Here is a 25,611-nt window from a genome sequence, read left to right as displayed (position 1 = left end):
TAATGCGAACCTGGTCATCCTGTTTCCTTACGCTGCCTTCCAGGATGTAATTTACCCCAATGGCTTTGGCGATCTCCGGGGTAGACCATTCACTGTCGCGGAAACGGTCGGCCGTGGTGCGTGACACTACCCGCAATTCGCCGATACGGAATAACTGGTTGATAATTTCCTCATTGATCCCATCAGCAAAATACTGGTTGTTTGGATCGTCGCTGTAATTTTTAAAAGGCAATACGGCAATCGACTTTTCCTGGGTGCCCTGATGTACAGTCATTTTATTTTTCCGGGCAATTAAGATAATGGCAATGGAAAGGAGCAGCACTAGCAGACCCAAGGAGCCAGCCAACAGGTAGGGTTTACCAAGCGCTGAACAGCTAGAAAAAATGCTTTTCTCTTTTGGACAAAGGTTTACGCTCTTCGGGCCTTCCCCGGGCAAAGGAAGCGTGCCCTCGGCCATCCTTTTTTTCACCTCACCCGGGGGGAAACCAAAACACTGGGTAAAACATTTGCTGAAATAAGCAGGACTTCCAAAGCCTACTTTGAAGGCTACCTCGGCAGCCGTGGCATTGTTTTGTTGTAAGAGTTCCAGTGCTTTTCCCAGGCGAATTTCGCGGATGATCTGGCTGATATGCTTGCCTGTCATGGCCTGCACTTTCCGGTTTAGTGTCGACCAGCTCATCCCGAGGGACAATGCCAGTTCCCTGCCCCCGAAACGCTCGTCTTCCAGATGATTGAGGGTAATTAGTTTGATCCGTTCGATAAACTCCTTATCCGTATTTTCCCCTAAGGCCATGATGCTGAGATTCAGTGACCTTCTTCGTATAAAATATATGAAAAATAATCAAAAAAACAAGCGTAATGGTATTTGATTTACGAAACAGTTAAATATATCTTTTTTTTAAACCTTTCAGAGAGCCTCAAACCCTTTAAAATAAGCATTTGAACAGATTTCTAACGAATGGAAATATAATAAAAGCTTTTGCCATCCTGCCCCTGGAGTTCAAGGAAATTTTATATGGAAAGAATTCATTGTTTTCGGAAAAACCTTTCAGGTTTTGCCCGTGTATCTTTTATTTGCAGAGATACGATTTCATTGCAAATGGATAAAGGCTCTCATGAAAAAACTTGTTGGTGGCAGACATCGGTGAAGCTTGATTGTTTAGAGAGGCGATGCAAGGCGTCTCGGAAGGGCTCTTGATTTAAAAATGCAGGAATCCTTGTTGTGGTAAAGACGTATAATATTAAAAATATATATATATAAATATGATGTGCTACACCTCTAAGATTCCCCGTTTCAATTTTCCCAAAAACGGTCAACGTTATTCAGGCATTGAAATCTTAGCGTTTCTCCTGATGATCGCTTTTCCTGCTAGGCCCAGCAGTTTTGTCCCCTGAACACCGATTCAATTTATGTTATCAATAAATTAACCTTTGGGGATCAATTAGGATATGATGCAATTTAAGGAAGTATTTTTATAGGATGCAAATATTAAGAAAATTTGTTTGTTTGGTTTATTCCAGGAATCGGCCTGACTGTAAACATTTTCTAAGCCAGTGGTGATTTTTTCCTTTCATTATTTTTAATACTTGTCATTTTTTCGTAACTTTCTAAACGTATGTTTAACGCCCTGGATCTTAAAAATGATCTTATTTTCTTAGTCCTACCGGTTCCTTGTGGGAAAAGATGTTGCCCAGACATAACCAAACATAAAGAAAGGAGAAAGATGAAAAAGCTGAAAAGAAAGAAAAACCCCATCTTACCCTTGGTTCTGATCTTATTTCTTTCCTTGGGGCCATGGGAGTCCTTTGCCCAGGAAAAATTCATTATTGCAGGGAAAGGCACGGCAGCCTTCAAAAGACGGGAAAGGAGTAACATTGGAGATTTGCAGGAGCATATGCTTTCTTTGGCTGAGTCGGAGGGAGTAAGCCTGAGTACAGGAGAAACACCGTTTATGGATGGCGCATATTTTGACTCATTCGTGATCTCCGACCTGGTGAAATACAGTGGTCCCTTCCAGGGCTATTTCATGATCACGAAAAATGAGGATACCATTTTTGCCCGTTACGAAGGTCAACTTACCACCAGTCCTGATGAATCCGGCCAGCCTCAGACAAGCCTTTCCCTGACCTTCTCCTGGATCAAGGGTACTGGTTCTTACACCAACATTCAGGGGGGAGGTAGCATGATCGGTCATTACATTTCAAACATCATTTACACCTTTGAATGGCAAGGCGAATACTGGATACCAGATTAATTATCCACAAAAGGTCGCCTTCCTGAAATTTTTATTTCACCTTAAACGCTCCTTTGCTGGAGAAAAAGTGGGGCTGGTTTGCCAAGCTAATCAGTGGTGTTTTGGTTTGGATTGGCTTAATTGCCCAAAGCCTCCCGGTTGAAAATGCCTTGTTATCGATTCTTGGCGCCTTGGGTCTTGTTCTTTTTTCAGGCTCTCTTTTTTTCCTGTTTGGGCAGATTTTCAGCCAGGGGAAACAAGCCTAACAGCAATTAAACATTTTTTCAATCGCAAATAGCGCTCAAAATTTGGAAAATCATTAAGATATGAAAAAAAGTATTGACCCAAATTCATTGATCTGGTGGTTTTGGCTGCTAACTTTACTTTTTATTTTGGCGGCTTTAATGGGCTGGAATCCGGGCTATTACCTGGTAATGCTGATGAGCCTGGTGCAGGTATTTTACTTCTTTAGGAAGGAGAAAAACCTGATGGCTTTTCCCACTCAAATCAGGTTGGTTTACCTCCTCTTCACCCTGTCAGGTTTTTGGCCAGCAGGCAGGTTTTATTTTTTCCTAGTCTTATTTTTAGGAACCATGATGGTCACCTTTTTTGGGCGTTGCAGCATTGCCATGGTATTAAAAAGGATGCCCTGGAATAAAAATCGCGAAATCAGGCTCAATTGAGTTTTGGTAATTCAAAAACAGCATCTCTCATCCTTTCCTGATCTCAGGCTGGCCGTTGACTTTTAACTCAAAAACATCCTCCCTGTTATAATGCCCTGCAGGGTCGAAATCCATCCTGCTGCGCACCCCCTCATCCAGATCTACTTCCGCTTCCAGCAGGCCTTCCTCACCGTATAAGGGCCCCGCCAGGACTTTCCCAAGGGGAGAAACGATGATGCTGCCCCCCCTGCACAACACCTCGGGGCGGTCTTCTGCCAGATAAGGCTGCAGTTGTTCGGGGTAATCCTGTTTGGTGAAATACTGGTTGCAGCCCACAACATAACAACGGCCTTCCATGGCAATATGGATCATGGTGGCCGTCCAGCTGTCGCGTGCATCGGCTGTGGGGGCCAAGTATATCTCCACCCCTTTCTGATACATGGCCATCCTTGCCAGGGGCATGTAGTTCTCCCAGCAAATCAGCCCGCCCAGTTTCCCAAGCTCAGTGTCAAAGCTTACCAGCGAGGTTCCGTCTCCTTCTCCCCAGATCAGCCTTTCCGCGGCCGTGGGCTTCAGCTTGCGGTGCTTGCCCAAGAGGCTGCCATTGGGACCGAAAAACAGCAGGGTGCAATACAGGGTTTTTGTGGTTATATCCCTTTCCGTCACACCCATCACCAGGTACATTTTATACTTCTTAGCCAACTTAGCCAGCACTTTGGTTTCTTCACCCGGGACTTCCACACTGTTTTCCCAGTATTCCCTGAACTGCTCTCTCCCCGCTTCTGTGCGGCTGCCCACAACGGTTCCAAAACCTAGTCCTGCAGGATAGGCAGGAATAAAACTTTCAGGGAAAACCAGCAAACGAATGTTTTTTGAAGCGGCCTTTTCAATATAACCCACCGCCTTTTTAAGGGTTTTTGCCTTATTGAACAGGATCGGTGTGGCCTGGACACAAGCAATCTTATATTTTTTCATCAGAATGGATATTATGTAACGCGATACAATTCATTTCAAATTTACCAATTTATCCTAACTCCAATATTCACTCTTGCTTCATACGGATAACATCCCTTTTGCTAAATCATTGATGATTGACCTAAACAATAAAATCGAAAAATCGTTTTATTTATATCACTGTTTTTCAAGATATAAACCAAACGAATCAGATATGAAATCAATCCTATTTTCCTTTCTTTTGTTTTTTGCATTCAGCAACATGAACGCCCAGGATTTCGCCCTGCAGCAACTTGAAAACTCACCCAGGCATCAGGAATGGGTAGAAATACAATCGGGCGACCGGACTTTGCATGCTTTTGTGGTGTATCCAGAAGTGAGCACCTATTCCCTGGCAGTAGTTGTAATTCATGAAAACGCCGGGCTAACCAATTGGGTCAGAAGTTTTTCCGATCAGCTGGCTGGGAAAGGGTTTTTGGTCATTGCACCTGATTTACTCAGCAGTTTTGACGAAAACCACAAAAAAACCAGCGACTTTACAACAGGCGATGCCGCTCGAAATGCTATTTATCAGCTTAATCCGGATCAGGTTACCCAAGACCTTGAAGCTGCCCTGCAATACATTGCTAAAGACCCTTCATCAAATGGCAAAACTGCTATCATGGGATTTTGTTGGGGAGGCTCCGAAACTTTCCGGTTCGCAACCAATAACGATGAGGTTTTGGCCGGATTGGTATTCTACGGCAGTCCTCCAAAAAACTTCGTAGAAATTCAGAAGATCAATGCTCCGGTTTATGGGTTTTATGGAGGCAACGATCAGCGTATCAATGCAACGATTCCTGAAACAGAGAAATGGATGAAAGAAGCCGGGAAAACGTTTGATTATGTGATTTATCCCAGAGCAGGACATGGATATATGCGACAGGGTGACAGCCCTGCAGCCACCCCCGAAAATTTAAATGCAAAAAACCAGTCGTGGCAAAGAATTGTTGAAATTCTTGAGCGATTGTAATCTTTTGCTTTAAAGTCCAATTCAATGAATTGTTTTTTTGAGAAACAGTTTTTCTGCTGAAGGGTTTCCTTTTCTTTATCTTAGCAAATTGGAAATAATCATTCCTGCATTTGCCAGGAATCATCCCGGGAGAAGATTAATATGCTGCTTCATATAAAAAACTGGCTGAACCGTAACTTTCCGCAGAACTATGTAATCAGAAAGCCCTTAACAGGTGCCCTGATTATCTCGCTTGTATCGCTCATTTTTGTTTTGCTTTATCAGCCCCTTGGCGCTCATCCAGGCAAATTCCTTGGATTTGAGTTAACCATGCTGGCCTATGTGATGGCAGGTGGCCTGCTGGCATTCATTCTAGTAAAAGGGTTGAAAACCATTCCTTTTTTTTCTGATGAACAGGAATGGACTATTTTTAAGGAACTTTCAGCAATCATTTTGTTGCTTATCGGATTCGGTACAGCCATTTACTTTGCAGCTTTCATTATTGAAGAGCCCGCCGATCGCTGGAACTTTTCAACATTTTTCGATTCCCTTAAAAAAGCATCCCTGATTGCTATCATACCCCTGGGTTTCTTTTTCCTGATCAATGTGCGTTACTGGTTTGCTGCCGAGCAGCTTTGGTTTGCGTCAGCACCTGCAGAGGCAGAGGCAAAAGCGGAAGCTACTGAGAAAGAGATTTTAATCACATCCCAATTAAAGAAGGAAGAGCTGTGGCTTTTCCCAAGCGAATTCATCTGCGCAGAATCCGAAGGGAATTACGTAAAATTTTTCCTTTGGAAGAAAGGAAAAGTTCAAAAAGCGGTGATTCGCAATTCAATCACCAATATCGAGGATCAATTCGCGAAAATTCCATACATCGTCAGAACCCACAGGGCATTTATTGTGAACCTGAAAAAGGTCACATCAAGGAAAGGGAATGCGCTTGGCTATGACCTGAAACTTACGGGGATTGAAAATGAAATCCCTGTGTCCCGAAACAAAGTGAAGGATTTCAACCGTCTTTTTGGGCAAATCAGCTAACCCTTCATCCCAGATTTTTGTCATTCGTAACAAGTATTGCCATCAGCTTTACCACTGGCACCAAATCTTTGTTATATATACCAATAATTTGCATGTTTTGTTTTCTAGAAGAACCTTTGCATTGTCGATTTGACATTCTTCAAAAAACAAAAACATGAAAACCAAATTAACACACGCATTCAAACGTGCTCTGAAAATTTTTATGGCTCTGGCCTTACTAAGCTTTTCTCAGGCAATGGCCCAACCAGAACAAATCATTGCTTCAAATTTTACGCTGCTTAAAACTCAACCAAACAGAACCATTACTGGAGAAATCATTGAGCAGCAGAGTGGTGAGGCCGTTCCCTTTGCTAACCTGGCGCTTATTGAAGCTGAAAGCTCAACACTGGTTAGTGGGGGAACTACGAATATGGCCGGAAAATTCGAAATAGTATGCAATAGCCCGGGAAATTACCAATTGCGAATCAGCGCCCTTGGTTATGAGACCGTTTATAAAGATATAACGCTAGAAAAGCATACCACCTTTTGTCTTGGAACCATTTACCTTGTTGTGGAGGAAATTTACCTTGAGGGAGTTGTTGTGGCAGCCGAGCGGATTAAGGCCATTAGCGGAATCGAAAAAACAACCTATATGGTGAATCGCAACATGCTCAGCGCTTCAAACACCGGAACGGATTTACTGAAACTGGTGCCCGGAATTAGTGTGGATATTCGTCAGAACATTTCATTGGAAGGAAGCCAGCAGATCAAGATCCTGGTTGACGGGGTGGAACGCGACCGTGATTTTGTTGCACAGATTCCGGCTGGCCAAATCGACAAGATCGAGGTAAGCACACAGCCTTCCGCACGTTTCGATGGAAGCGCCAGCGGGGTTATTAATATCCTGCTAATAAGAGAAAAGAATGCAGGTTTTGAAGGCCAGGTTTACCTTGAGATCCCTACCAGTAGCAATGAAGTATACTTGTTTCCGAAATACAACCTTCGATATGGTTCAGGAAAATTAAACTTTTTTGCTTCCTACACAGGCGAATTGACAAATCTTAAGGTATTGGATTCCTATCAGCGGAACTTATTTGATAACAATGACATAACACGGATAAACGTCAGCAACCACCTTCAGCAGCAAACATGGTCGCATCGCTTTCATTACGGAATGGATTATTTTGTTAACGAGCGTACCCAGCTTAATTTTTACGGGTATTACAATCCTTTCTCCTTTGAATACAGCGGGAAATCTGAGTTGTTTTTAAATGGTTCGGAGAATGCATCGTGGAGTGTCGACAAAAAAGACCAGGATCTTAATCACGGTTTTCACAATTCATTGTTTTTCAAACATATTCTCAGCGAAACAGGTGGCCATGAACTCACTGCCGACCTTATTATTTATAGCCTGAAAGGTGAAAACAATAATACCTTCTCCAATGAGGAAATCGGCTATTATCAGCAAAACCGGACACTCCCCTCCCATCTGGCTTTAAACCTGAAAATCGACTACTGCAGGCCACTAACAGCAATTTTCAACTATGAAGCCGGGGGCTATGCAAGGCATGAAAAAATGGTTGACCGGACCACTGGCGATTTTGCTTATGGCGAAAACACTTTTGCTCTTTACAATACCATAGGGTATAACGGGAAAAAGTTTACTGCCCTTGCCGGAGTCCGTCTTGAAAAATCTGAACTTGGTCAAAGCGATGAACCAAAACATGCTTTCACTGCCTTGTTGCCAGGCGCATCTGTTAACTTCCAGCTAAATAAAGGCCAGAACCTCAGCTTATCCTACAGGCAATCCATCAAGTATCCCAGGTTTTTTCAACTCAACCCCTCCAGGACAGTGACCGACCCTTTTTCAGTGCATTCAGGCAATCCTTTTTTAAAGCCGGCTCGCCTAGAAAACATCCAGTTGGAACATTCCATAAGGTTTGGCAACCAGTATGTTTCTACCCGCGTATTTTACGGCCAATCAAAGGAAGTGATCAGCCACTTGAACTGGTTAAATAATGAGGGAATACTTGAGTCATGGAATTTTAACCTGGGGAACATCAGCCAATACGGCATGCAAGTAACCGGGGCCTTCAGCTTGGGAAAAAAAACTGGCATTAACCCAGTCCTCAGGATGTTTGAAGTAAAATCAGCACCCAATACCTTTGGTCTGGAGAACGGGTTAACTGCATATCGTAAAATGGCATGGTCAGCCAGTGTTTCTGCATATACCTTGCTGCCCGGAGAGATTACAGCCAGCCTGGTATTCAATTATTCAAGTCCATTACCCGAACTGCAAGTCTCGCGGTTTAGCAATGCTCTGTATTTTTTGTCACTAGAAAAAGATTTTGGGAAGGGATTTCGTGCTGGCCTAATCAGCGCCATTCCTTTTGCGGGAAGTTTTGTTTACCAAGGTTCTGAAACAAACAGCTTCGCTTTTTCTGATTATTCAACTGGTGAAATTCTCATGTCGATGGTACCTTTCTGGATTAAATTCAATTTTCAGTTCTTCACTGGTAAGAAGCGTGAGTCCATTGACCGTCAGAGGGAAGAAACAGAAAGCATTCAGCGAAGGGGGTTTTAATCATTTTGGCTTTAGTGAAGAATAGCCTGGCTGGCATATACAAGCTTGGTTGTCGAAGCCAGGTTAAACAGCAACTTTTTAAAGTTTCCTGTCGATAGCAAAAGGGATTTCCAATTTAACGTACATCCTGTTGGATTGCCATTGGATTATCATGCTGTTCTGTCCCGCCCCTTTTCCATTTTTCCTTTGACAAGTTTGTCCAAAAAAAATCGCAGCGCTACCATCAGGTAACGCTGCGACAGGAATAACAAGGGAGGGGGAATTAATGTTGTTCTTATCTTCTCGATCTTTCATTGTTTTTTGAGCTTTTTGAGCTGCTGCTACCACTGCTGCGGACAGTGCCACTGGAGCGGTTGCTGCGGCTGCTATTGCTCCGGACAGAGCCACTTGAGCGGCTGCTGCCACCACTGCTGCGTACAGTGCCACTGGAACGGTTGGTGCGGCTGCTGGTGCTGCGAACGGTTCCGCTGGGGCGGTTGTTGGAGCCACCACTATTGCGAACGGTGCCACTCGAGCGGTTGCTTCTGCTTGGGGAGGAACTTACCCTGGGGGCGCTGCTGCGGTTGTTACGGGCAGGTTCGGCTTGTTGCACCCTTGGAGCTTCGGAAGCACGGCGCGTTGACACCCTAGCAGGGGTGCTGCGGTTCGAAGAGGAAGGCTGTCCCGAAGACTGCTGAACGGCGCTGCGGTTGGGCGTTGAAGACCTGCGGTTCGATACCGCCGGGGAAGTCCTGTTACCATTGTCGCGCTGACTGGAGGCAGGACGGGTGGCAGCACGTACAGGTGCCTGCGAACGCTGAGCTGGTGCAGCGGGGGCCGCCTCTGCAGGGGCATTCTTTCGTTCGTTCTGCGTGCGAACAGTTTGACGTGCAGGGGCAGTGGCGGCCTCACGGCGGCTCGCATTGGTTTGCGAACGTTCCGCGCTGCGGACACTACTAGAAGTGCTTGCTTCTCGTTCCCCACGGGCATCGCGGGGAGTATTCACTGCGGCCTCACGAGTGGTGGCGGCGCCTGACCTGTTATTTACCGTATTGCCTGAGCGGCCACTGCCGGCAACCCTGCCTGAATTGGAGGTCCTGTGGGCATAAAGGGCTTCTCCCTCTCTGCGGGTTTCAGGACGACTATAAGTATCCTTATAAACTCCGCGGTTAATGTTTACAACCACCAAGGGCGAATAACGCCTTACACTGGTATAGTAGTAGTTGTGGTAATGGTTTACGCGGTAGTGACGCCATGGGCGGTAATGGCTGTAATAGTGGTTGTGCCAGTGGTAATGGTAGCCGTAGTAATAGTGATAGTAGTGCACGTTCCAGGGGCTCCAGTAGCTGGGATAATATCCCCAGTACCAGCGGGTGCGCCAAACGACATAGCTGGGACGGCTGATGTATACGATCAAAGGCCAGGAGGCTACCTCATAATAGGTGGTCCGGACAACGGTAGGCTGGCTGCTGACCACCCTGCCGCGATAGGCCGGATTGGGCGTCTCAGCATACTGGGGTTCAATGATATAGTTTTTACCATAGAGGGCTTCATCGCCAATGAGCTGTACGATGACTGAACCGTCGCGCTTTTTCTCAATGGCAAAGACGGCCACATCCTGGGTCTCATTCTGGTTGAGCGCAACGCTCAGCACGATGTTGTGCACGGTCCCGTTTTCATACTGATAATCGTTGACCATGATATAATCCACGTAGCCGTCGTTGTTCAGGTCAAGATTGTTGACCACGGCTTCGGGATCATTGAGTTTTCTTTCAAATGCTTCAATGGTTTCTGATTCCTGGAAGACATTCATTACGGCATAGAGGTTCAGGTTGTCACCTGGCAGCCCGAGGTATTCCTCGGGGTAGCTCTGAGCCGCGAACGCACTCATTCCCATCAGGAAGAAGGCGAAGATCGAGGTGATGATATGGTTTTTCATAGTTGTAGGATTTTGAGGATTAGAATCTCTGCATATTCAATTACAAAAGTTATGCCAAAAATTGGGGTTTTTCATTAAGATGTTGTAAACTAGAAAGTAAAAGATCGGCCGCATGTATAATACGCCCTCCTGCCACCTGTAATCATCAAAAATAAGGCCATTGGAACCTTCCTATACAAAAAGCGCAGCGTTCCAATAATCTGGAACGCTGCGCGGGGATATATAGAGGGGAATCGGGTGCTCGCTTATCTTCTTCCAGTATTTGAGCGGCTTCCGCCTTCGCCCGAGCTGGTGGTAGTTCTGGTTGAAGTAATGGCAAGGCTGGCAGCGGCGCGGCTTGAAGATACTGTGCTGCTGGTACTGCTACCTCTGCTGCTGCTGAACACGCTGCTGGTGTTACGGCTGGTCGTAGGAGCGCTGTTGCGGGTTGGCTCAATCGGTTTTACCCTGGAGGGGGCCGTGGGGGTCCTGGCAGGTGTTACTGCCGGGGCCGGGCTGTTGGGCCTGGTGGGCTGTACCGCAGGCTTGGTGGACGAACCACTGCTGGCGGGGGTGCTCACCCTGGGAGCAGTCGTTGCAGGTTTCCGCTCAGCAGGTACGCTGGTGGCTGCAGGGCGGGTCACTGCCGGGCTGCTGCCTCTTACTGCGCCAGTGGCTGGTGCAGGGCTTGCCGATTCGCGGGTGACGCGGCTGCCGCTGGTACCTTCACGGCTTGTGCCTGAAGGAATGGTCGAACCCCGGCTGTTGCGAACGGCTGATACCCTGTTGTATTCGGCTTGGCCTTCTTGCACAAGGTCGGGACGGTTGTAGGTTTTGCGGTAGCTTCCGTTGTTTACCCAAACGACCACAGTGGGTGAATGGTGGCGGTGGTGCCTGTAGTAAAAGTTGTGATAGCCGGCATAGCGGTAATAACTCCAGGGACGGTAGTATGCGTAGTAGTGGCTGTACCAGTTATAGTGGTAACCGTAATAGTAGTGCCAATAGTAGGGGGTCCAGGGATCCCAGTATACCGGGTAGTAACCCCAGTACCAGGCCGAACGCCATACCACGTAGTCAGGCAGGTAGATGTAGTGTACGACGGGCCAGGATGCTACCTCGTAATAATCGGTATATACGACATTGACCTTGCTGGAAGCCACCGAGCCGGTGTATCCGGGGTTGGGGGTTTCGGCATAGACGGGTTCTACAATGTAGTTTTTGCCATACAATGCTTCATCCCCGATCAGCTGGATCCGGACGCCGCCGTTACGCAGCTTCTCAACGGTGAAGACCGCTACATCCTGGAATTCCTCGACGTTCAGGGCCACACTCATCACAATGGTGTGGTCGGCGCCGTCAACATAGTCGGTTACCATTATGTAGTCAACGTATTTGTCACCGTTCAGGTCCAGGTTGTTGATCATTTTCTCAGGATCATTCAGGCTGCGCTCAAAACCTTCGAGCGTCTCCGAATTCTGGAAGAGGTCCATTACGGCGTAGAGGTTTAGGTTGTCCCCGGGCAGGCCGAGATATTCCTCCGGCCAGTCACTTGCCCTGAGGGTGCTCGCCCCTGCAAGCAGGAAGGCGATGATCGAGGTGAAGATGAACTTTTTCATGACTGTGTGTTTTATAGAAGCTTTATTGCTTCGTCCTGAAAATATCAAAACCCGTGCCAAAGTTATAACTACCAACCTTAACGACTGAATTACATATCATTAAACATTAAACCCAATGAATATTTTTAAATAAATGACCTCAAAACAAGGGCCTATCCTGGATGAGCAACCTTATGAAAGACAGAATCAGGGCCTTTTCTTTCTTCCTTTTCAGGAAGGAATCCTCATCAGGTTTCAGTCATGGTTAATACGGAGTTTATTCGGTTTAAACCGAATAAACTCCGTATTAACTATTATCCTGGTATAGTCAAGCTATTGACCCGCAATGGTTTAAGTTTATCGTCTAACCTTTGAGAAAAGCCATTTTTTAAAATGGAATAAAATTTGCGTTGGCATAATAAAACACTTTCAGATTTTGTTATACCCTTACTGAAAAAGAATTTCCAGCTTATGAGAAAATTGACTGCCTTTTTCTTCCTGCTATTGCTGCTGGCATTTCGGGGCCCTTCAGAACCTGTGATTTCGTGGGAAGCCGGTTACAGGCTGAGCTGGGAGGACTTCCAGGGAGCGATCGATCCGCTGCGTCCCATTGGGGTAGAATCAGTCACCCAGGTGATTATTGATTTAAGGTCAAGGATGGAAAACCAGGAGGTGAAATTCACGGTGTCCTGTTTGTTTGAAAAGAACCGTTCGTGGACTGCCAACACCCACAGCAGTTATTTGCTTAATCACGAGCAGCTCCATTTCGACATTGCCGAAGTCTATGCCCGCAAGCTTAGGAAGGCATTGGCAGAAATCAAAGGCCTCAACCACAAAAACTTCGAACCGCGCGTCAGGGAGGTCTATCGCAAGGTTTTAAACGAGCACAACGATATCCAGGACCAGTACGACCGTGAGACCCGCCACTCGCAGGATAAGGAAAAGCAAGTGGAGTGGAATGAAAAGGTAAGCCTGATACTTGAGCAAACCGCCAGATATTCTAACCCCACGATCATCCTGCCCTTATCCGGGAATTAAAAAAAAAGATAACTCCCTTCCCTCCCTCTCTTTCATTTTTTAAATGCAGGTTCCTGCTGTTCATTAACTAAGCCGACTGCTATCTTCCTTTCCTGTTTTTTCTTATTTTTGTCATATGGGTTTACCTGCTAAACTTCTTAGAAACTTCATTTGAAGCAGAGATCACTTTCGTGGATGATCTGTTCCGGTTAATGCTAACAATCAATCCAAACCAAAACCTAATCCCCATGAACCTGAAACTTTTGATTCCATTCCTGCTTGTTGTATTTCTGGCTGCCTGCAATGAACCTGCAAAGCAGGATGCCAGGCCAGACGATGCAACCCTGGTGGAAACAGGTACCCCCGTGTCGGTCATGATGACCGCTTACAGCACGACCTTGCTGGCAGATGGCAGCGACCAGACCCGCCTGCGGGTGGCTTTGCTTGACAGCCTTAACCGCCAGATCACAAGCGCGAGCGGTACACTCCGGATGTATTTGAACGGCGAGGGAAGCCTGGCCACAATGGATGGCAACAATATTGAACTGCTTACGGATGAACAGGGCGAACGTTATGCCGAATGCGAGCTGATGGATGGGATCTGTGAAATGATTTTCATCGCCGGAAACAGCCCGGGCAAAGTACAGCTGGAAGCCCGCATGGAAGGCCTGTGGCCCGGAGGGCACGAGATCCATACCATACCTGCTGACATCGTTCAGATGAAACCCACTCCCGACCAGCTTCCTGCCACCACCAAACCCATCGGACGTATGATCGGGGCCGACATTTCGTGGTTGCCCGAGATGGAAGCCGAGGGGCGTAAGTTCTACAACCAAAGTGTAGAGAAGAATGGCATTGATCTGCTGAAGGATATAGGATTTAATACTATTCGACTCCGGATCTTTGTGAATCCAGAAAACGAAGCGGGCTATTCGCCCGGGAAGGGCTACTGCGGCTTTACGGAAACGCTTGAGATGGCAAAGCGCATAAAGGATGCCGGAATGGAGCTGCTGCTCGATTATCATTACAGCGACAATTGGGCTGACCCCCAGAAACAGTTTAAACCGAAGGCCTGGGAAGGCCTCGACTTTGAGACCCTGCAGGATAGCGTCAAGACTTACACCTCACGGGTGATGCAGGCGCTGCAAGATCAGGGCACCCCGCCCGATATGGTCCAGGTGGGCAACGAGATCAACCACGGGATGATTTGGCCCGAAGGGCATATCAGCAATCCTGATCAACTGGCAGCACTGCTTAGGGCCGGCGTAGAAGGGGTTGAAGCCGTTGATGCTGAAGTGCCCGTGATGATGCACGTGGCCCTGGGCGGGCAAAACAAGGAAGCCATCTTCTGGTTCGACAATATGATTGCACGGGGCGTGCGTTTAGACATCATTGGCCTCTCCTATTATCCCCGCTGGCATGGTACGCTGCAAGACCTGGAATACAACCTCAACGACCTGCTGGAGCGTTACAACAAGCCCCTGAACGTGGTGGAATATTCCGATTACAAGCGCAAGGTGCACGAACTCGTTTTTGGCCTCCCCAACGATATGGGTAAAGGCGCAGCCATTTGGGAACCCCTACGCTGGGGCGACGTAATCATAGATCAGGATGGACACGTACTGGAACACATGACGATATTTAAAGAACTGAACGAACAGTATTTAAAATAAAAATCCATTTCATTGCCAAATCTGGCATAGCATAAGCTTTTTGGTGCTTCCTAACAATTTTTCATATATTTGATTGTTGGCTCAGGAAAATGATCCGCATTGGATAATTGAGAGAGGATAAGTGATGGGAGCTGAGATACTGACCGTACTGGTCATTTTGTGCATTACGGTTATTCTGCTGGTTTTCGAGCTGATACGCATCGATGTGGCTGCACTGATCAGCATGCTCTTTTTGGGTTGGTCAGGAGTGCTGGAGCCCGCCGAAATGCTTTCAGGATTTTCGAGCAATGCTGTGGCCGCCATGATGGCCGTCATGATCATGGGTCACGGGATTGCACGCACCGGCATCATGGACCGCTTCTCCCGCTTTGTGCTGAGCAAGGCAGGCAGCAGCAGAAAAAAGATCATTGGCCTGATGTCGCTTTCTGTGGGCGGTTTGTCAGGCTTCATACAGAATATTGGCGCAGCAGCCTTGTTTCTACCCGGCATTTTAGGCATTTCGCGCCGGACAAAGATCCCTTCTTCAGCTTTGATCATGCCCATTGGCTTTGCGGCCATTCTTGGAGGAACCCTGAGTATGGTGGGCAGCGGACCCCTGATCCTTATCAACGACCTGCTGAAAAATGCCGGACTGGAGTCCTATGGTCTGCTCAGCGTTACCCCTGTTGGTTTGCTGCTGTTATTTTCGGGCATTGCTTTTTTCTTTCTGTTTGGAAGCAAGGTATTACCCAATTCCCCAGCAGGAGAAAAGAAAAAGACGGAACAGGAAAAACTCATTGAAGCCTTACAGTTGCCTCATAACATCTGGCACTATGCCGTTCCGGAGTCATGCCCTTTATCCAAAAAAACGCCTGATGAAATTGACATTTGGGATCGTTACGGGATCAATATCCTGGGGATTTCGCGGGCCCAAGAGGTGGAATATGCACCATGGCGGGAGACGTGTTTTGAAGCAGGACAGGAACTGGCTTTACTGGGCAAAGAAGAACAAGTGAAGGCTTTTGCAAACGACAATCATCTGGAACTGATTTCTGGTGACGGGCAGTTTGCCTCTTTGCACGACCCAATAGAATCGGGTTTTGCCGAGGTCATCGTACCCCCACGCTCAGCCATTGCAAGCAAGAGCATCCGTGAATTCTCCCTGCGCAAACGCTTTGCTGTGGAACCGGTGATGCTGTTCAGCAAGGGAGAAGAAATCAGGGGCGACTTCTCCGATCAGGAGATCAGGCCGGGTGACACCCTGATCGTTTTTGGCCTGTGGGAAAAGATCGCTGAACTGAAAGCAGGGGTTGACTTTGTTGTGATTACCTCATTCCAAAAGGAGGAAAAAGAACAATCGAAATCCTGGATCGCCCTGGGATGTTTTGTTTTTGCCATCTTCCTTGCCCTGACGGGTTTTTCACTATCTATGGCATTTTTAACTGGTGCCCTGGCCATGGTACTGACGAGAGTATTAAGCATGGAGCAGGCATATAGGGCCATTGAATGGAAAGTGGTATTCTTGTTGGCAGGCCTGATCCCCCTGGGGCTGGCGATGCAAAAGACGGGCACTGCCGAGTACCTGGCCATGCAAATCATGCATCTGGTCAGTGGCTTACATCCTTTGTTTTTCCTGCTTACCGTGGCATTGCTTTCCACGCTTTTCTCCCTTTTCATGACGAATGTGGGGGCCATTGTGGTACTAGCCCCACTGGTGATAAGCATGGCCACCATGGAAGGCCTCGATCCCCGGCCACTCACCCTGATGGCGGCCGTTTGCGCTGCCAACTCCTTCGTGTTGCCCACCCACCAGGTGAACGCCTTGCTAATGATCCCTGGGGGATATAAAAACAAGGACTACATCAGGGCGGGAAGCGGAATGACCCTGATATTCCTGGGGGTGGTGATCAGTTATTTTTACCTGTTTTTGCTATAAAAAGAACCATCATTCAATAAACAAAATCTTTTTCACCCCAAAAAAGGAAACCCATGCTGCTAAAACAAATTTTCATTGGCAAGATTGCCCACAGCTCTTATCTGCTGGCTGGGAACGAAGTATGCGCGGTCATTGATCCTGAGCGCGACGTGGAAGAATATATTCGAGAGGCTCGTGCCCTGGGCGTTGACATCACCCATATCTTCCAGACGCACCTGCACGCCGATTTTATTTCGGGGCATATGGACCTGGCAAAAAAGACCGGGGCAAAAATTTATGCACCCAAATCGGCCAACTGCACATTTGAGCACGTTCCCCTGGCGGAAGGTGACACGGTGGAGATCGAGGATATGGTATTAACCGTAATGGAAACACCCGGGCATACCCCCGAGCACGTCTGTTATGTAGTCACTGACACATCGCGCGGAGGGGAACCGGTAGGTGTTTTTGTTGGGGATACGCTATTTGTTGGCGACGTGGGGCGTCCCGACCTCTTTCCCGACATGGCACAGGAATTGGCCGGCAAGCTTTACCACAGCCTGCACGACAAACTGATGAAGTTACCCGACCATTGCGAAGTCTATCCGGCCCACGGGGCTGGCTCGCTTTGCGGCAGGGCCATGGGCGCCAAACGACGCAGCACCATAGGCTATGAGCGTAAGTACAATCCCGCCCTTCAAATTGAAGACAAGGCAGCATTTATTAAATCGCTGACAGAGGATATGCCGCCAGCCCCCGACCATTTCAGCCGCTGCAGCGACATCAACCGCAAAGGGCCTGCACGTGTGCCGGAGCTCCCCGTCATGGAGGAACTCAACGCGGATACCTTCAAAAAAAGAACGCAGGAAGGCGGCTACCAAGTGCTTGACGCACGTACCTATCACGCCTTCGGCAGCCAGCACATTGAAGGAGCCTGGCATCTGGATCTGAACGGAAACTTCCCCACTTTTGCAGGCTGGGTGTTGCCCACCGACAAGAAATTCCTGTTGGTGGCCGACGACTATGAGAAAGCCATGGAAGCCAACCTCTGGGCGCGCCGCGTGGGTGTGGACACCATCGTGGGATACCTTGACGGCGGTATGGTGGCTTGGGCTGTCAACGGTTTTCCCGCTCGTCATATCCGCCTGATATCGACAGGACATCTGCACGATATGGTGACAGGACATGAGAACTTTGTATTGCTGGATGTGCGGGCTCCTGCCGAATTTGAAGACAGCCACATTGAGGGGGCCATCAACATTCCTGTGGCAGACCTCAGGGAACGCCACCACGAATTGGATAAAAACAAACTTACGGTCGTGGTATGCAGTTCAGGGAACCGTTCCAGTCTGGCTACCAGCATTCTGGAGCAACATGGCTTTTCAAATATCCATAATCTGGCGGGAGGTATGACCGGTTACGGTGCAGCAGGATTCAGCAAGCAATGTAAGGTTTGCTCAAATCCCCACGGTTCCAGATTCTTTTCCAAGGTAACGGAAGTAAAAAAGCATTGGGATTTACAGGACTAAAACCAAAAACGCATGGAAATAATTAACGAAGTACGATGGTCACCCTATGCTGTAGGCATTGGCATCGGTGTATTAAGCTGGCTAACCTTTCTCATTTCCGGGAAGCCCCTGGCCAGTTCCACTTCCTTTGCCCGCACCAGCGGGATGATAGAGAAACTCTTTCGGGGTGATAAGGTCCATGATAAGCCCTATTACCAAAAGACCAAACCCCGGGTTGAATGGCAGTGGATGCTGGTGCTGGGTATTGCCATCGGTGCATTCATTTCTGCGCTGTTTTCAGGCGATTTTAGAGGACAATGGATCCCCTCTCTATGGGAGTCAGCTTTTGGGGCAAGTCGTCTCCTGCGGCTTGCCATAGCCCTTCTAGGGGGTGTTTTCCTGGGGTTTGGTGCCCGCTGGGGAAGCGGTTGTACGAGTGGTCATGGCATCAGCGGGACCCTGCAATTGGCGGTGTCAAGCTGGATATCGGCCATCTGCTTTTTTATCGGCGGAATATTTGCTGCCTGGCTTTTGTATCACATCATCGCATAGGAGGGACAGATGGAAAAGAAAACAGCTTTTGCAAAAGCAGGAGAAAAAGCGCCGCTGATTTGGGGCCTGGGCTTCGGCATCCTGTTCGGCTTCCTCCTCCATAAGGGAGGGGTGACCAAGTACGATGTGATCGTTGGACAGCTTCTGCTCACCGACAATACTGTTTTGAAGGTGATGCTTTCGGCAATCGTTACCGGGATGCTGGGAATTTACCTGATGAAATCCCTTAGGTGGGTAAAGCTTTCACCCAAATCGGGTTCTCTCGGTATCAATGTGATTGGGGGTCTGATCTTCGGCGTCGGTTTCGGGGTTTTGGGCTATTGCCCTGGCACCATCGCCGGAGCCATCGGAAACGGTTATCTGGATGCCCTGGTGGGTGGCTTGGCGGGGATATGGATAGGTGCTGGCCTCTTTGCCGCCATCTATCATAAAGTCAGGGATGGCATCCTGAAAAAGGGACACTTCGGTGACATCACTTTTCCCGGGCTTTTTAAGGTGAACGATTGGGCGGTGGTCATCCCAGCGGCCACGATCATTGTGCTGATATTGGTGTGGATGGAGCGTAACGGGCTATAAAAGTTTCTTTTGCTTACTTTGAAAAGAAATTGAAATACCCCTGAGGATGGTTCAGGATAAGGAAATCAGTAAGTGAATTCCTTATAAAAAATCAAGGAAGTCATTATGGATAAAAATGGTAAACTGGTAGTCATTGGTGGGGATGCAGCAGGAATGAGTGCAGCTTCTAAGGTGAGGCGTATACAGCCTGAGCGGGAAATTGTGGTGTTTGAAAAAGGGGAGCACACCTCTTATGCTGCCTGTGGAATGCCCTATTATATAGCAGGGATGCTTGACTCGCACGAAGATTTGATTGCTCGCAAGCCAGAAGTATTCCGTGAGAAGCAGAATATTGACGTGCGGATCCGGCATGAGGTCATTGCCATTGACCCGCACGAAAAGTGGGTGGAAGTCAGAAACCTTGAAAAGGATGAGGTATTCAGGGAATGCTACGACTCCCTGCTTATCGCTACCGGGGCCTCTCCCCTGCTGCCTGATCTTCCGGGTATCCGTTCCAAAGGGGTCTTTGCCTTGTCGAGCCTGCAAAGCGGGATGGATGTTTTTCGATTCCTTGAAGAGGAAAAACCACGGAAAGCAATGATTGTTGGCGGAGGTTACATTGGCATTGAAATGGCTGAAGCCTTTTTGGAACGGGGGCTGGAGGTGTCGATGCTGGATATGGCATCCCAGGTGATGAGCACCCTGGACCCTGATATGGCCGAGATTCTTTCAGATTATATGCAGGCTGAGGGGGTAACCCTTTTCCTAGGAGAGAAGCTTCAGAAAATTGAAATAAATGAAAAAGGAACCCTTGCCCGGGTGGTGACAGAAAAAAATAGGCTGGATGCCGACCTGGTAATTCTGGGTTTAGGCATCAGGCCCAACACCGGTCTGGCTTGGAAGGCAGGCATTGCTTTGGGTGTCAATGGCGCCATCCGCGTAAACAAAAAGATGCAGACCTCAGCAGAAGACATATGGGCTGCTGGCGATTGTGCCACTTCCTTTCACTTGGTAAAAAAGGAAGAAACCCATATTGCGCTGGGAACTGTGGCCAATAAGCATGGGCTGGTGGCTGGCATCAACCTGACCGACGGGGATGCCGAATTCCCGGGGGTACTTGGAACGGCCATCACCAAATTCCGGAATCTTGAAATCGCCCGCACGGGACTTTCGGAAAAGGAAGCCAAAGAAATGGGAATTGAATATCGGGTAACAAAAGTGGACACCTATACCCGATCAGCTTATTATCCAGAAACAGGAAAGATTACCGTTAAACTCCTGGTGGATAGAGAAAGCGGCAAGCTTCTGGGTGGGCAGATCGTCGGGAAAGCCGGATCAGGTAAACGCATTGACACCCTGGCGGCCGCCATTACCTCGGGGATGACGCCACAGCAACTATTGGATCTTGACCTGGCCTATGCCCCACCCTTCTCCCCTGTCTGGGATCCGGTTCAAACGGCTGCCAGGCGACTTGTTTAAATATTATCGGAGTTTTTAAGGCGTTATCTCCTGATCAATCCCTTTGAGAAAGTATTGTTTGCAAATGATTTAAGGCATTAAAAAGTGGGACCCAATGAAAGCAAAGCTCAAGTATTTCCTGGAAATGGTTAGAACCAGTTTCTGGTTTCTTCCTTTGGTGGTTATTTTGGTCACAATTGGTCTGGCCTTTTTATTTATCCGGCTTGATACCACCCTAACCATAGAGCCGAAAGGCTTCTTCAGGCATTTCCTTTCAGGAGGTGCCGAATCGGCCCGTCAGGTGCTGACAACCATAGCGGGGGCGATGCTGGGAGTGGCCGGGACAGTATTTTCCATTACACTGGTAGCCCTGACGCTGGCTTCTTCGCAATTTGGAGCCAGGCTGCTGAGAAATTTCATGTACGACCGCCTCAACCAGTTGGTGCTGGGGACCTATGTGGCTACTTTCCTTTATTGCCTGCTGGTGTTGAAAACTGTTAAATCGGATCTGGACACCGGCCTTGTGCCCAACCTGTCGGTGATGGTAGCGATGATTCTTGCCATAGCCAATATTTTCCTGCTTATTATATTCATTCACCATATATCGATCAGCATACAGGCCGACCACGTCATCTCCGACGTAAACAAAAACCTGGAGAAAAGCCTTAAGAAGCTCTTCCCTGAAGGACTTGGCGAAGAGCCTGATGAAGCGGTGAAAAGTGAAAGGCTTTTCCAGAATCTTTTAATCACCCATCCCTTCTCTGTTAAGGTGAGTTCAACCCGTAACGGATATCTGCAGGCCATTGATAACGAGGGATTGATGTCGGTGGCAAACAACCAGTCACTTATCATCAGTCTCAAACACCGACCTGGAGATTTTTTGGTGGAAAACGAAACCATCGCAGAGGTTTTTTCAAAAGAAACATGCACCAAAGAAGTCAAAGGGCGAATCCGTGAAACTTTTGTCTTTGGACGGGTCAGGACCCCCGTTCAGGATGCGGAGTTTGCCATCCATCAATTGGTTGAGATTGCATCGCGTGCCCTTTCTCCAGGGGTGAATGATCCCTTCACCGCCATCACATGCATTGACAAATTAAAGGCAAGCATATGTTACCTCACCCGGGCAAAATTTCCTTCTGCTTGGCGTTATGATGAGGAAGGACACCTGCGCCTTAAGGTTGACCCCATCAGGTTTTCCGGGATTATGGATGCGGCTTTTAATCAAATACGGCAATTTGGTAAAAGTAGCCCTTCAGTAACCATCAGGTTGATGGAAGCCCTGGTGACGATTAATGAGTTTGCAAAAGATCCTGTACATCGTCAAAGCATAAGCCGGCATGCAGAAATGGTTTTAGATGCTGGCAAAGAAGCCCATTATAACGATAACGACCTGAAGGACTTAAAGGAACGCTTTCACAAGATCAGCAAAGAATAAAACCAAGGAAAGCTGTCTTTTTTTCAGGACCAGGCTTACTTAAATCAGCACTTCTACAATCTCGAGTAAGCCTTGATTAATGGTCTTGTTCAGCTTAATGGTTTGGTTCAGAGGGACATGGGTAATGTCGTTGTTGGAAATGCCCACCATGATGCTGCGCTGATCGTTCAACAAAGCATCAACGGCAGCTACCCCCAGCCTGCTGGCGGTGACTCTGTCGAAAGCCGTGGGACTGCCTCCCCGCTGCATATGGCCAAGGATAGAAACTCTTACGTCCTGATCCTTAAATCTCTTTTCCACCATTTTGGCAAAGTCGAAGATATTCCCTTCCCTTTCGCCTTCGGCAACCATAATGATGCTCGATCGTTTTTGCTTCACACGGGTTTCCATCAGTTCCATTAGCTTTTCCAGCTGCCCGTTAACCTCTGGTATGAGTATGGCCTCGGCACCGCAAGCAATGCCGCTGCGAAGGGCAATGAAGCCTGCTTCACGGCCCATCACTTCCACAAAGAAGATGCGGTTGTGCGAGCTGGCTGTGTCGCGGATCTTATCAACAGCAGATACTACATTGTTAAGGGCGGTATCATAGCCAATGGTGTAATCTGTGCCGTAAAGGTCATTGTCAATGGTCCCCGGTATCCCGATCACGGGAAAGTTGTGCTCGCGTGAAAGCAGGCTTGCACCCGCAAAAGAACCGTCACCACCGATGACAATAAGCCCCTCAATATGACGCTTCTTTAAGCTCTCAAAAGCTTTAGCTCTTCCTTCCTTCTTATGAAACTCATGGCAACGGGCCGTTTTCAGAATGGTTCCCCCAGTTTGGATAATATTACTAACAGCACTGGAATCCAGTTTGATGATGTCATCATTGATCAGGCCATCATATCCGCGCCTGACGCCATAAACTTCCAGACCATTCTTTATCCCTGCACGCACTACGGCACGGATGGCAGCGTTCATCCCGGGGGCATCGCCACCGGAAGTTAGAACAGCAATTCTTTTGAAGTTTTCCATCAGCTATTGTTAATTTTTTCTATAGGTTTTTACAAAATCTCCTAGGCTTCATCCTCACCTTATTCAGGGCAAGGTTTCCTGGTATTTCTCCAGTGCATTTTGAACGGAGAGCATTACTTCTGAGCGGATTATCTCAGAACTAATTTCATCTGAAAAGGTATCGATCCAGTAGCTCACGTTTACCTCCACCTTGTAAGGATAAACGGATGAGACGCTTACAATGGTTTTCTTTCTTTCTTTCAAGACCCCTTTAACCTTATTCACGGTTTCTTCGATCAGGGCCAGCTGCTTTTCATAATCACTTTTTGCTGGAAGCGTTATAATAAAATCAAAACGCAAAAATCCGTCAATGGTAAAGTTTATCAGTGGGTTTTTGATAATCATCGCATTGGGGATGTACACATCCTTTCCATCGGGGGTTTTAAGCCGTGTATCGCGGATGTTCAAGCCAACCACCACCCCACGGATGGACCCTGATTCAACATAATCACCTACCCTGAAAGGTCGTTTAAATGCCATAATAATACCAGCCAGGAAATTCTCGCCAATATCGCGCAATGCAAACCCTATGATGAAAGCTGTGATGCCGGCCCCGGCCAGCATGCTGGTCAGGAAGCCTCCAAAGCCAAGGATGCGCAAGACAATCAGAAATCCGATGATCAGGATGATGGTGCGGAAAAAGGTCGCCAAAAATGCTGCAAGCAAGGGGTCTTCCATTTCCCTCCTGAGCTTGCGATCGGAAAAGTTGCGGATCTGCCGGGCCAAAAACCAAGTCACCAGGAGTACAAATAGGGCAATTAATAATTTGGGCGTAATGGCAACAAGACCGTCGTAATACTGGATTATTTCTTGCCTTAAGTCTTCAAGGAAAGTATTCATCAGAATCTCCTTTAAAATGTTTTTCAAAAAGAAGAAAGGCTTCCCAGGTTCATTTTGACTGAATTGAAATTTATAAAGGTATCTAATTTCTATTTAAATTCATTTCGCATTTGCCAAATACCAAGTCCAAAATGCAGGAACTGGAAGTTGAAGATTCAACCAATACTTACTATATAAAATAATTTTTCAGACTGTCTGGGAAAAAATTAATGATTCTTCAGAATTTGAAAAGCCAAAGGGGACAACTCTTCTACCCAAAGGCTGTACATAATTTCAGAGGGGTGCAGTCCATCGGGAGCCAAGAGTTCAGGCCTGTCTAATGCAAGGCGGGAAATCTCGGTCACATCAATGTAGGATACGCCAGCTTTTTGGCTTTCGTCGAGTTTTATAGCGTTAAAAGCATCAATTTCACGGGCAATTTTTTCCCTGTCACGCCCTTGCGCAAAGGGAGTAACACCCCAATCAGGGATAGACAGAACAACTACCTTTTCGGGATCACCTCCGGCAAAACCAATCGCCCTGATCAGCAAGACAGAAAATTCTTCGCGGTAATTTTCAAGACTGCGCCCCCGATACTGATTGTTCACACCAATTAAAAGTGTAACCAGATCATAAGGAGGATGGACCGTTGCATTATCAATTCCGATTGAAAGTTCATCGGTTGTCCAGCCAGTACGGGCGATAATCAGCATTTCGTCGATTGGCAGACCCGCTTTCCCAAGGGTGTCTCTTAGCTGATCTGGATAACGATCCTGCTCTTCAACACCCTGTCCTATTGTGTATGAATCGCCAAGGGCAAGATAAGAATATGTCATGGGGGCCAAATCCCCAGGATTTAGCTCACTGGACTCGCAACTCCAAACTAAAAAAATCAGCAAAGTCAGAAAAATTAGTAATTTCTTGTTCATGCATTTAAAAAGAATTGAATAAGAAAACAAATTGATTTACATTGAAAATAAACTAACAGCTAAAATTAACCTAGAATAATTAGCCCCGCTACTAAAGCCGTCAGCCCACCTAAATAAAACGCCCAGTAGTTTTTCTGGCGGATGGGATTTTTCCCCCATAAGCGTACGGTGATCTTGTACATCAAGGGCCTTCGCCTGGAAACAAAGCTGTAAAAGTGGTCGGCAAACCATTCAGCCGGTTTGAAATTTTCGTAAAGCTTCAATATCCAGTGATACCTTGGTCCATACTGGAAGCTCCGAAAGGCAGCAGCCGGACCAGTGTAAATCTTTCCATCGGTGTCAATAAATCGCAAAGCCTGCTTGAAATACTTGTATTCGATATCGGGAAACCGCTTGGCTACTTCTGAAAAAGGACGGTATTCTATGACATCACCCGATAACTTTTTCCAGCGAAGCACCCAGTAATGGCAAAAGCCACAGTTGCCGTCCCAGGCCATGACGGGTTTTTCCCTTGGTGGATATTGAGTCTTATCGAGTTTGGTGAATATTATTTTGGGGAACATGATTTTGACTACCTTTTGGGTTCTTAATGAAAGGATTGATCGTAATAGATTTATCAATTAGTAATAACAATCCCTGAACTAGAATTGTTTTTTGAACTTCAGCTTTAATAAATATAAGCATTTTTTGGACTTTAGAATGGCCAATTATGCATTTTTTTTTCTTCTTAGCATAAAAAAGCGATAGTAATGATGCGACCTTGCATATATTCTAATAATATCTA

Annotated in this window: 22 protein-coding genes; 13 read left to right on the top strand and 9 right to left on the bottom strand. The window is 47.2% G+C overall.

Features of this window, described 5'->3' with window-relative positions:
• Positions 1–793, bottom strand: a 793-nt coding sequence (locus V2I46_00990) for a helix-turn-helix domain-containing protein (protein ID MEE4176062.1), incomplete at its 3' end; no start/stop codon positions are given.
• Positions 794–1,724: 931 nt separating this feature from the next.
• Between V2I46_00990 and V2I46_00985 the strand changes: the two genes are divergently transcribed.
• Positions 1,725–2,255, top strand: coding sequence for a hypothetical protein (locus V2I46_00985; GenBank protein MEE4176061.1), 531 nt, complete (start codon positions 1,725–1,727; stop codon positions 2,253–2,255).
• 305 nt (positions 2,256–2,560) lie between these two features.
• A complete protein-coding gene (locus V2I46_00980; GenBank protein ID MEE4176060.1) occupies positions 2,561–2,917 on the top strand; it encodes a hypothetical protein in 357 nt (118 codons plus the stop codon).
• Positions 2,918–2,944: 27 nt separating this feature from the next.
• On the opposite strand, the gene V2I46_00975 is transcribed toward V2I46_00980, so the two are convergent.
• On the bottom strand, positions 2,945–3,871 hold the full coding sequence (locus V2I46_00975) for a carbon-nitrogen hydrolase family protein (protein ID MEE4176059.1): 927 nt from the start codon (positions 3,869–3,871) through the stop codon (positions 2,945–2,947).
• Between the two features lie 193 nt (positions 3,872–4,064).
• On the opposite strand from V2I46_00975, the gene V2I46_00970 reads away from it, so the two are divergent.
• The 3 genes from V2I46_00970 to V2I46_00960 all read left to right on the top strand — a co-directional run bounded on the left by V2I46_00970 (position 4,065) and on the right by V2I46_00960 (position 8,442).
• The gene (locus V2I46_00970; protein ID MEE4176058.1) at positions 4,065–4,862 is read left to right on the top strand and encodes a dienelactone hydrolase family protein; all 798 of its coding nucleotides are present in this window, start codon (positions 4,065–4,067) and stop codon (positions 4,860–4,862) included.
• Positions 4,863–5,003: 141 nt separating this feature from the next.
• Positions 5,004–5,879: a LytTR family DNA-binding domain-containing protein gene (locus tag V2I46_00965; GenBank protein MEE4176057.1), complete on the top strand. Its 876-nt coding sequence runs from the start codon at positions 5,004–5,006 to the stop codon at positions 5,877–5,879.
• A 154-nt stretch (positions 5,880–6,033) separates the two neighbouring features.
• The gene (locus tag V2I46_00960; GenBank protein ID MEE4176056.1) at positions 6,034–8,442 is read left to right on the top strand and encodes a TonB-dependent receptor; all 2,409 of its coding nucleotides are present in this window, start codon (positions 6,034–6,036) and stop codon (positions 8,440–8,442) included.
• Positions 8,443–8,520: 78 nt separating this feature from the next.
• Here V2I46_00960 and V2I46_00955 read toward each other — a convergent pair whose 3' ends face one another.
• The 3 genes from V2I46_00955 to V2I46_00945 form a co-directional block, all read right to left on the bottom strand.
• The gene (locus V2I46_00955) at positions 8,521–8,736 is read right to left on the bottom strand and encodes a hypothetical protein (protein MEE4176055.1); all 216 of its coding nucleotides are present in this window, start codon (positions 8,734–8,736) and stop codon (positions 8,521–8,523) included.
• On the bottom strand, positions 8,717–10,360 hold the full coding sequence (locus V2I46_00950; protein ID MEE4176054.1) for a hypothetical protein: 1,644 nt from the start codon (positions 10,358–10,360) through the stop codon (positions 8,717–8,719). Before V2I46_00950 ends, V2I46_00955 begins: the two co-directional genes overlap by 20 nt.
• A gap of 245 nt (positions 10,361–10,605) precedes the next feature.
• Positions 10,606–11,955 carry a hypothetical protein gene (locus V2I46_00945; GenBank protein ID MEE4176053.1) on the bottom strand — a complete coding sequence of 450 codons (1,350 nt, stop codon included), beginning with the start codon at positions 11,953–11,955 and terminating at the stop codon, positions 10,606–10,608.
• Between the two features lie 450 nt (positions 11,956–12,405).
• Here V2I46_00945 and V2I46_00940 point away from each other — a divergent pair, with 450 nt between their 5' ends.
• From V2I46_00940 to V2I46_00905, 8 genes are all read left to right on the top strand, one after another.
• On the top strand, positions 12,406–12,972 hold the full coding sequence (locus V2I46_00940) for a DUF922 domain-containing protein (GenBank protein ID MEE4176052.1): 567 nt from the start codon (positions 12,406–12,408) through the stop codon (positions 12,970–12,972).
• A gap of 227 nt (positions 12,973–13,199) precedes the next feature.
• Positions 13,200–14,624, top strand: a complete 1,425-nt coding sequence (locus tag V2I46_00935; protein MEE4176051.1) for a glycosyl hydrolase 53 family protein — start codon at positions 13,200–13,202, stop codon at positions 14,622–14,624.
• 124 nt (positions 14,625–14,748) lie between these two features.
• On the top strand, positions 14,749–16,539 hold the full coding sequence (locus tag V2I46_00930; protein MEE4176050.1) for an SLC13 family permease: 1,791 nt from the start codon (positions 14,749–14,751) through the stop codon (positions 16,537–16,539).
• 53 nt (positions 16,540–16,592) lie between these two features.
• A complete protein-coding gene (locus V2I46_00925) occupies positions 16,593–18,047 on the top strand; it encodes a rhodanese-like domain-containing protein (GenBank protein MEE4176049.1) in 1,455 nt (484 codons plus the stop codon).
• A gap of 12 nt (positions 18,048–18,059) precedes the next feature.
• Positions 18,060–18,578 carry a YeeE/YedE thiosulfate transporter family protein gene (locus tag V2I46_00920; GenBank protein ID MEE4176048.1) on the top strand — a complete coding sequence of 173 codons (519 nt, stop codon included), beginning with the start codon at positions 18,060–18,062 and terminating at the stop codon, positions 18,576–18,578.
• Between the two features lie 9 nt (positions 18,579–18,587).
• Positions 18,588–19,154: a YeeE/YedE thiosulfate transporter family protein gene (locus tag V2I46_00915; protein ID MEE4176047.1), complete on the top strand. Its 567-nt coding sequence runs from the start codon at positions 18,588–18,590 to the stop codon at positions 19,152–19,154.
• A gap of 105 nt (positions 19,155–19,259) precedes the next feature.
• Positions 19,260–20,612 (top strand): CoA-disulfide reductase, encoded by a 1,353-nt coding sequence (locus V2I46_00910; GenBank protein ID MEE4176046.1) that lies wholly within the window; start codon positions 19,260–19,262, stop codon positions 20,610–20,612.
• Between the two features lie 94 nt (positions 20,613–20,706).
• A complete protein-coding gene (locus tag V2I46_00905) occupies positions 20,707–22,026 on the top strand; it encodes a DUF2254 domain-containing protein (GenBank protein MEE4176045.1) in 1,320 nt (439 codons plus the stop codon).
• 39 nt (positions 22,027–22,065) lie between these two features.
• On the opposite strand, the gene pfkA is transcribed toward V2I46_00905, so the two are convergent.
• From pfkA to V2I46_00885, 4 genes are all read right to left on the bottom strand, one after another.
• Positions 22,066–23,040, bottom strand: coding sequence for a 6-phosphofructokinase (gene pfkA / locus V2I46_00900; protein MEE4176044.1), 975 nt, complete (start codon positions 23,038–23,040; stop codon positions 22,066–22,068).
• A gap of 63 nt (positions 23,041–23,103) precedes the next feature.
• Positions 23,104–23,919, bottom strand: a complete 816-nt coding sequence (locus tag V2I46_00895) for a mechanosensitive ion channel domain-containing protein (GenBank protein MEE4176043.1) — start codon at positions 23,917–23,919, stop codon at positions 23,104–23,106.
• 206 nt (positions 23,920–24,125) lie between these two features.
• Positions 24,126–24,827: an SGNH/GDSL hydrolase family protein gene (locus tag V2I46_00890; protein MEE4176042.1), complete on the bottom strand. Its 702-nt coding sequence runs from the start codon at positions 24,825–24,827 to the stop codon at positions 24,126–24,128.
• 65 nt (positions 24,828–24,892) lie between these two features.
• Positions 24,893–25,390: a DCC1-like thiol-disulfide oxidoreductase family protein gene (locus V2I46_00885; GenBank protein MEE4176041.1), complete on the bottom strand. Its 498-nt coding sequence runs from the start codon at positions 25,388–25,390 to the stop codon at positions 24,893–24,895.
• Between the last annotated feature and the right edge of the window lie 221 nt (positions 25,391–25,611).

Origin of the sequence: Bacteroides sp., from assembly GCA_036351255.1 — a bacterium.
Classification (GTDB): domain Bacteria; phylum Bacteroidota; class Bacteroidia; order Bacteroidales; family UBA7960; genus UBA7960.
Note: the sequence above shows the minus strand (reverse complement) of the source record. Positions and strands in the feature narration are given on the sequence as shown.